Source organism: Streptomyces sp. NPDC000075, from assembly GCF_040301925.1.
GTDB lineage: Bacteria > Actinomycetota > Actinomycetes > Streptomycetales > Streptomycetaceae > Streptomyces > Streptomyces polychromogenes.
On record NZ_JBEPFL010000022.1, the window covers coordinates 141,437 to 149,454 of the forward strand.

Here is an 8,018-nt window from a genome sequence, read left to right on the forward strand (position 1 = left end):
CGCCGGCCGCCGTCACGGCAACTCCCCGGCGCGGCTCACCGGTTCGGGTGGATTTCCCGGCCCCGGGCGGGACGTGTCCGGGGCCTCCGGCGGCACGCGCGTCAAGCCCCGCACCCGCGCCCGCGCGGTCCGGGCGTGGTCCCCGGGCCGGGGCGCGGCCGGGCCGCTAGGGTGGGGCCCCTGTCGACCCGACCCACCGGGGGCCCGATGAAGATCCTCATCTCAGCCGACATGGAAGGCGCCACCGGCGTCACCTGGCCCGCCGACGTGCTGCCGGGGACCCCGCAGTGGGAGCGCTGCCGGGGCATGTTCACCTCCGACGTGAACGCCGCCGTACTCGGCTTCCACGACGGCGGCGCCGACCGGGTCCTCATCAACGAGGCCCACTGGACCATGCGCAACCTGCTGCTGGAGAAGCTCGACGCCCGCGCCGAGATGATCACCGGCCGGCACAAGTCCCTCTCCATGGTCGAGGGGGTCCAGCACGGCGACGTCGACGGCGTCGCCTTCGTCGGCTACCACACCGGCGCCGGCGCCGAGGGCGTCCTCGCCCACACCTACCTCGCCAACTCCCTCACCGGGGTCTGGCTCGACGGCCTGCGCGCCAGCGAGGGCGTGCTCAACGCCCACGTGGTCGCCGAGTACGGGGTCCCCGTCATCCTCGTCACCGGCGACGACCTGACCTGCGCCGACGCCGCCGGCTACGCCCCGGACGCGCGGACCGTCGCCGTCAAGGACCACGTCTCGCGCTACGCGGCCCTGTGCCGCACCCCGGCCCGTACCGCCGCCGACATCCGGGCCGCCGCCACGGAGGCCGTCAAACTCGCCGTCCGGCACGAGCCGGTGCGGGGCGGGCCGCACACGATGGAGGTGGAGTTCGACGCGGAACACCTGTCGATGGCCGCCACCGTCGTCCCCGGCGTCGAACGGACCGGCGAGCGCCGGATCGCGTACACCAGCGCGACCATGTACGAGGCGATCCGTACGTTCAAAGCGGTCACCACGGTCGTCTCGGCGGCTCTGGAGGAGCAGTATGGCTGACATGGAACGGCTGGACGGCGGCGCCGTCGCCACGCTCACCGCCGAAGCGGCCCCCGATACGGCGGCCGTCGGCACGGCGGCCGTCGGCACGGCGGACCGCAGCACGGCGGCCCCGGGCACGGCGGCGCTCGACGCGGCCGCCTTCGACGAGGTCGTCGCGTTCACCTCCGGGCTGATCCGCATCGACACGAGCAACCGGGGTGGCGGCGACTGCCGGGAGCGGCCCGCCGCCGAGTACGCCGCCGAGCGCCTCGCCGCCGCCGGGCTGGAACCCGTCCTCCTCGAACGCACCCCCGGCCGCACCAACGTGGTGGCCCGCGTCGCGGGCACCGACCGCGGCGCGCCCGCCCTCCTCGTCCACGGCCACCTCGACGTGGTCCCCGCCGAGGCCGCCGACTGGAGCGTGGACCCCTTCTCCGGCGAGGTCCGCGACGGGGTGGTCTGGGGCCGGGGGGCCGTCGACATGAAGAACATGGACGCGATGGTCCTGGCCGTCGTACGGTCCTGGGCGCGCACCGGCGCCCGCCCGCGCCGCGACCTCGTCATCGCCTTCACCGCCGACGAGGAGGACAGCGCGGTCGACGGCTCGGGTTTCCTCGCCGACCACCACCCGCACCTCTTCGAGGGCTGTACCGAGGGCCTCAGCGAATCCGGCGCCTTCACCCTGCACACCGGATCCGGCCGGCCCCTCTACCCCATCGCCGCCGGCGAGCGCGGCACCGCCTGGCTGAGGCTGACCGCCCACGGCACCACCGGGCACGGCTCCAAGCCCAACCGCGCCAACGCCGTCACCCGGCTCGCGGCCGCCGTCGCCCGCATCGGCGCGTACGAGTGGCCGCTCCGCCTCACCGACACCGTCGCCGCCTGCATCACCGAACTCGCCGCCCTCCAGGGCCTGTCCGTCGACCCCCGCGCCCCCGGCTGCGACCTCGACGCCGTCCTCGGCGAACTCGGCCCGGCCGCGGCCCTGGTCGAAGCCACCCTGCGCAACAGCGCCAACCCCACGATGCTCAGCGCCGGTTACAAGCTCAACGTGATCCCCGGCCGGGCCACCGCCCACGTCGACGGCCGCACCCTGCCCGGCGGCGAGGCCGAGTTCGCCGCCGTCCTCGACGAACTCACCGGCCCCGACGTGGACTGGGAGTTCCACCACCGCGAAGTCGCCCTCGAAGCCCCCGTGGACGGGCGGACGTACGCGGTCCTGCGCGAGGCCGTCGAGCACTTCGACCCCGCCGGGCGCGCCGTCCCCTTCTGCATGGCGGGCGGCACCGACGCCAAGCAGTTCTCCCGGCTCGGCATCACCGGCTACGGCTACTCCCCGCTCCGGCTCCCCCCGGGCTTCGACTACTGGGCCCTCTTCCACGGCGTGGACGAACGGGTCCCCGTCGACGCCCTCCACTTCGGCGTCCGCGTCCTGGACCGCGCCCTGCGGAACCTGTGATGGGGGCCCGGTGATGGCGGCGGCCGCCGCCGCGTGCGCCCCCTACGGCAGCTGGCCCTCACCGCTCGCCGCCGCCCACGCGGCCGCCCACGACGGGCGGCCCGAGTACCTCGGCACCATCGGCCCCGAGGTGTGGTGGACCGAGCCCCGCCCCGGGGAGGGCGGCCGCCGCACCCTGGTGCGGCTGCCCGCCGGCGGGGGCCCCGCCCGGTCGGTGCTGCCCGCCCCCTGGAACGTGCGCAGCCGGCTCACCGAGTACGGGGGCCTGCCCTGGGCGGGCGCCGAACGGGTTGACGGGGGGCCGCTGGTGGTGTTCGTCCACCACGCCGACCAGCGGCTGTACGCCTACGAGCCCGACGCCCCCGGCGCCCCGCCCCGCCCGCTCACCCCGGTCTCCCCGGTCGGCGGCGGGCTGCGCTGGGCCGACCCGGTGCTGCGCGGCGGCGAAGTCTGGTGCGTGCTGGAGGAGTTCACCGGCCCCGCCCCGGGCGACGTACGGCGCGTCGCGGCCGCCGTCCCGCTGGACGGGTCCGCCGCCGCCGACCGGACCGCCGTACGCGAACTCACCGGCGACCGGCACCGCTTCCGCACCGGGCCGAAGCCCTCCCCCGACGGGCGCAGCGCCGCCTGGCTGGTGTGGGACCACCCCCGGATGCCCTGGGACGGCACCGAGCTCCAGCTGGCCGACGTCCACCCCGACGGCACGCTGGGGCCGCCCCGTACGGTCCTCGGCGGGCCGGACGAGGCGGTGGCCCAGGTGGCGTGGGCCGCCGACGGGAGCCTCCTCGCGGTGAGCGACCGCAGCGGCTGGTGGAACCCGTACCGGGTGGACCCCGACGGCGCCGCGCCGGTCAACCTGTGCCCGCGCGAGGAGGAGTTCGGCGGACCCCTGTGGAAGCCGGGGCTGAGCTGGCTGGCGCCGCTGCCGGACGGAGTGCTGGCCGTCCTGCACGGCCGGGGCTCCTGCGTCCTCGGCGTCCTGGACCCCGACAGCGGCGACCTGGTGGACGCCGCCGGGCCCTGGACGTCCTGGCAGCCGGGCCTGGCCGTCAGCGGCACCCGCGTCTACGGGGCCGCCGCCAGCCCGCGCAGCGCGTACGAGGTCGTCGAGCTGGACACCGCCACCGGGCACGCCCGGGTGGTCGGGGCCCGGGCCGCGGACCCCGTGGACCCCGCGTACTACCCCGAGCCGCAGAGCCGCACCTTCCCGGGCCCCGGCGGCCGCGAGATCCACGCCCACGTCTACCCGCCCCACCACCCCGCCCTGCGGGCCCCCGCCGAGGAGCTGCCCCCGTACGTGGTGTGGGCCCACGGCGGGCCGACCGACCACGTACCGCCCGTACTGGACCTGCACATCGCCTACTTCACCTCGCGCGGCATCGGGGTCGTCGAGGTCAACTACGGCGGCTCCACCGGCTACGGCCGCGCCTACCGCGAACGGCTGCGCGAGCAGTGGGGCGTGGTGGACGTCGAGGACTGCGCGGCCGTCGCCCGCGCCCTGGCCGACGAGGGCACCGCCGACCCCGCGCGGCTCGCCATCCGGGGCGGCAGCGCGGGCGGCTGGACGGCGGCCGCCTCCCTGGCCGCCACCGGCCTGTACGCCTGCGCGGCGGTCATCTACCCGGTCCTGGACCTGCGCGGCTTCGCCGCCGAGACCCACGACCTGGAGTCCCACTACCTCCACGGCCTCGCCGGCCCGCCGCAGACCCTGGAACTGCGCTGCCGCGAACGCTCGCCCGTGGCCCGCGCCGACCGGATCACCGCCCCGTTCGTGCTGCTCCAGGGCCTGGACGACCCCGTCTGCCCGCCGGCCCAGGCGGAACGCCTCCTCACCGCCCTGCGCGCCCGCACGCCGGTGGTCCCGCACGCGTACCTCACGTTCGAGGGCGAGGGCCACGGCTTCCGGCGGGCGGAGACGATGGTACGGGCGCTGGAGGCGGAACTCTCCCTGTACGTCCAGGTCTTCGGCCTGGACCGGACGGACGTACCGACGCTGGAGCTGCGGAGTGACTAAGCCGTGTGCAGCCAGACGCGGAGCGGGCCGATCGGGGTGAAGCCGGCGCGGAGGGGGGCCGCCAGGTCCTCGCCGTGCTCGTAGCCGACCAGCGGGAGCCGCGGCCAGTGGCGTGCGGACGCGTCGAGGGCGGCCGCCCAGGCCTCGTCGGCGTCGTCCGGGGTGGCGGCGAACACGTTCGACACGCCCACCACGCCGCCGCCCGTGCCGAGGACGGCCCCGGCCGTGATCCGGCCCCCGTCGCGGCCCGCCAGGAAGACGATCCCCTCCCGCAGCAGCCCGGCGTGGAAGAGCCCCCGGCTCTCCCCGTCACCCCACGCCGCCTCCCAGGCCGCCAGTTCCCCGGGGCCCTCGACCTCGTCCCACTCCAGCCGCCCACCCCCGCCCGCCGGCGCGGCGGCCCCCGCAGGGCGGTGGATCCACCCGGCCTCGAACAGCACCTCGAACCCGGCCGGACCCAGGTCGAGCGAGGCGAAGCTGTCCTTCACCGAGCAGCCGGGGGCGGCGGTGTCGACCCCGGCGAGCACCTCGGCGGCCGAGGCCCGCGGCGTCAGGGTCACGGCGTCGGGGTACAGCGGCGGAGTGCGCCGCCGGCTGCTCCAGAGGGAGGCGGAGAAGCGGCCGCCGCCGCACACGGCGGCACACCACTCGGCGTTGTTACGGGCGGCGGCACGCAGGAGCCCGGGGCCGGGCGGGGCGGTGGTCACCCCGGGATGCTGCCACAGGGCCGTAGCCTGGGGCGATGTCATATTCCACGTACGTGGCGGAAGGCCGGCGGGTCGGCCTGCGCCCCTTCCGGCCCGACGACGGACCGGAGTTCATCGCACGGGTCCGCGAGAGCAGGGCGCTGCACCGGCCGTGGCTGTTCCCGCCGGACACACTTGAGGAGTACGCGCCGTACGCGGCCGCCCTGGCCGAGGGGGAGCAGCGGGCCGGCTTCCTGGTCTGCGAACTGGACGGCGGGGCGATCGCCGGGTTCATCAACGTCAACAACATCGTCCGGGGCGGCTTCCAGTGCGGGGCCCTGGGGTACGGGGCGTTCGCGCACGCGGCCGGGCGGGGGCTGCTGGGCGAGGGCCTGGACCTCCTCCTGGCCCACGCCTTCGGACCGGGCCTGGGGCTGCACCGGCTGGAGGCGAACGTGCAGCCGGGGAACACCGCGTCGATCGCCCTGGTGCGGGGGAGGGGGTTCCGGCTGGAGGGACTCTCCCCGGACTTCCTCCACGTAGCCGGTGCCTGGCGGGACCACGAACGGTGGGCCCGCACGGCGCCGGCGGCCTGAGGGCGGGCCCCGCCCCGGGCGGCGGACACGCGTGCGGCCGGGCGGCGCTTTGCGTAATCCTGACCGGTGGTGATGTGCGGAACCCCTGTGCACCGGCCGTGGCGGCGTGTTCCATTCCCCCATGGCCACCACCGTCCGACGTGTCCCACTGACCCTCCCCGCCGCCCCCCTGGGCCCCGACAACCCGCTGCCCGCACTGCGCGCCCCCGACGGCGTGCACGACCTGGACGAGCGCTCGCGCGAAGGGCTGCCGCGCGACATGGCCCGCCAGATCGGGTACGAGCCGCTGCGCTCCCTGCTGCCCGTCCGGATCCGCGACGGCTACGGACGGCAGCGCGCGGAGCGGGAGTTCGAGGCCGTCGTCATCGACAACGGCCGGCTGCGCGCCACCGTCCTGCCCGGGCTCGGCGGCCGCGTCCACTCCCTCGTCCACCTCCCCACCGGCCGCGAACTCCTCTACCGCAACCCGGTGTTCCAGCCGGCGAACTTCGCCCTCAACGGCGCCTGGTTCTCCGGCGGTATCGAGTGGAACATCGGTGCGACCGGCCACACCGCCCTGTCCTGCGCCCCGTTGCACGCCGCCCTCGTACCGGCGCCCGACGGCGGGGTGATGGTGCGGCTGTGGGAGTGGGAGCGGCTGCGCGACCTGCCGTTCCAGGTGGACCTGTGGCTGCCGGAGGACTCGGACTTCCTGTACGTCGCCGTCCGCGTGCGCAACCCGCACGAACGGCCCGCCGCCGTCTACTGGTGGTCCAACACCGCCGTCCCCGAGAACTCCGGCACGCGGGTCCTCGCCCCCGCCGAGGAGGCCTGGCACTTCGGGTACGAGCGGGCGCTGCGGCGGATCCCCGTGCCCAGGTGGGAGGAGGCCGACCGGACCTACCCGCTGGAGAGCGCCTACCCCGCCGACTTCTTCTACGAGGTCGAGCCCGGGGCCGCCGCCCGGCCGTGGATCGCCGCACTCGACGCCGGCGGGCACGGGCTGGCGCAGGCCTCCACGGGGCTGCTGCGCGGGCGGAAGCTGTTCGTGTGGGGAGCGGGCCCGGGCGGCCGGCGCTGGCAGGAGTGGCTCACGGAGCCGGGCACCGGCGGGTACGCCGAGATCCAGGCCGGGCTGGCCCGCACCCAGCTGGAGCACGTACGGCTCGACGCGGGGGCGGAGTTCAGCTGGCTGGAGGCGTACGGGCCGCTGTCCGCCGAGCCGGCGGCGGTGCACGGCGCCGACTGGGCGGCGGCGCGCGCGGCGGCCGGGGCGGCGCTGGACGCGGCCCTGCCGCCCGGCACGCTGGACGAGGCCCACGCGGCGTGGCGGGCCGGGTACGCCGACGCCGAACCGGAGGGCGCACCGGGGGAGTGGCTGGCGCGGGGGTCGGGCTGGGGCGCCCTGGAGGTGCTGCGCGCGGGCTTCGACCTGCCCGGCACCCCCTTTCCGGAGGACACCCTGGAGGAGGCCCAGGAACCCTGGGTGGCGCTGTGGAAGACCGGCGTCCACCCGGCGCCGCGCCGGGTCCTGCCGCCGGGGCCGAGCCTGGTCGCCGCGCACTGGCGGGACATGCTGGAGACCGCCCCGGCGGACCCGCTGACCGAGTACCACCTGGGCGTGGCCCAGTGGCACGCGGGAGACACCGCCCAGGCCGTACGCAGCTGGGAGCGCGGGCTGTCGCTGGCCCCGTCGCGCTGGCCCCTGCTGCGGTGCCTGGCGGTGGCGGACGCGCTGGCCGGGGACCCGGAGCGGGCGGCCGACCGGTACGCGGAGGCGTTCGAGGACCTGGCGGCCGAGAGCCGGGGCGGTGACGCGTGGACGGCGGCGGAGTCGGCGCTGGGCCGGGAGGCGATGACGGCCCTGCTGGCGGCGGGCCGGCCGGCCGGGGCGCGGGCGGTCTGGGACCGGCTGCGGCCCGCGCTGCGGGAGCAGGGGCGCTTCCGGCTGCTCGCCGCGCGGCTGCTCGCGGCGGAGGGGCACGTGGGGGCGGCCCGGCGGGTGTTCGAGGACGGCTTCGAGCCGGCCGACCTCCGGGAGGGGGAGGAGACGCTGTCGGAGGTGTGGGAGACCGTCTCGGCGGCCCCGCTGCCGCCGTCGTACGACTTCCGCATGCGACCGCCGGCGTAGCCCCCGGCGGCAGCCGGGGGAGGAACGGCGCGAAGCGGGGGGGCCCCCCCGGGGGGGCCGGGGCGGGGCCCGCAGCCCCGGGCCGGGACCCCCGGAGCGGCGGGCCCCCGGGGGGTGGTGAAGAGCGGTG

Annotated in this window: 6 protein-coding genes; 5 read left to right on the forward strand and 1 reads right to left on the reverse strand. The window is 76.9% G+C overall.

The window, feature by feature from the left end; genetic code table 11:
* The first annotated feature begins 207 nt into the window (after positions 1-207).
* The 3 genes from ABT403_RS24845 to ABT403_RS24855 are packed head-to-tail and all read left to right on the forward strand — an operon-like array spanning position 208 to position 4,496.
* Positions 208-1,041, forward strand: a complete 834-nt coding sequence (locus ABT403_RS24845) for a M55 family metallopeptidase (RefSeq protein ID WP_344166418.1) — start codon at positions 208-210, stop codon at positions 1,039-1,041.
* Positions 1,034-2,482, forward strand: a complete 1,449-nt coding sequence (locus ABT403_RS24850) for a M20/M25/M40 family metallo-hydrolase (protein WP_344166419.1) — start codon at positions 1,034-1,036, stop codon at positions 2,480-2,482. Before ABT403_RS24845 ends, ABT403_RS24850 begins: the two co-directional genes overlap by 8 nt.
* Before the next feature lie 13 nt (positions 2,483-2,495).
* Entirely contained in the window at positions 2,496-4,496 is a 2,001-nt protein-coding gene (locus ABT403_RS24855; protein ID WP_344166420.1) for a S9 family peptidase, read from the forward strand.
* Here the strand turns inward: ABT403_RS24855 and ABT403_RS24860 are convergent.
* On the reverse strand, positions 4,493-5,203 hold the full coding sequence (locus tag ABT403_RS24860; protein ID WP_344166421.1) for a hypothetical protein: 711 nt from the start codon (positions 5,201-5,203) through the stop codon (positions 4,493-4,495). The two genes, ABT403_RS24855 and ABT403_RS24860, sit on opposite strands and share 4 nt — an antisense overlap.
* A gap of 35 nt (positions 5,204-5,238) precedes the next feature.
* Between ABT403_RS24860 and ABT403_RS24865 the strand changes: the two genes are divergently transcribed.
* Positions 5,239-5,778 (forward strand): GNAT family N-acetyltransferase, encoded by a 540-nt coding sequence (locus tag ABT403_RS24865; RefSeq protein WP_344166422.1) that lies wholly within the window; start codon positions 5,239-5,241, stop codon positions 5,776-5,778.
* Positions 5,779-5,899: 121 nt separating this feature from the next.
* A complete protein-coding gene (locus tag ABT403_RS24870; RefSeq protein ID WP_344166423.1) occupies positions 5,900-7,888 on the forward strand; it encodes a DUF5107 domain-containing protein in 1,989 nt (662 codons plus the stop codon).
* Positions 7,889-8,018: the final 130 nt, after the last annotated feature.

What these genes read in the sequence shown, in the direction of transcription:
- ABT403_RS24855 (WP_344166420.1), top strand. Translation starts at nt 2,496, where the DNA reads ATGGCGGCGGCCGCCGCCGCGTGCGCCCCCTACGGCAGCTGGCCCTCA.
- ABT403_RS24850 (WP_344166419.1), top strand. Translation starts at nt 1,034, where the DNA reads ATGGCTGACATGGAACGGCTGGACGGCGGCGCCGTCGCCACGCTCACC.
- ABT403_RS24870 (WP_344166423.1), top strand. Translation starts at nt 5,900, where the DNA reads ATGGCCACCACCGTCCGACGTGTCCCACTGACCCTCCCCGCCGCCCCC.
- ABT403_RS24845 (WP_344166418.1), top strand. Translation starts at nt 208, where the DNA reads ATGAAGATCCTCATCTCAGCCGACATGGAAGGCGCCACCGGCGTCACC.
- ABT403_RS24865 (WP_344166422.1), top strand. Translation starts at nt 5,239, where the DNA reads ATGTCATATTCCACGTACGTGGCGGAAGGCCGGCGGGTCGGCCTGCGC.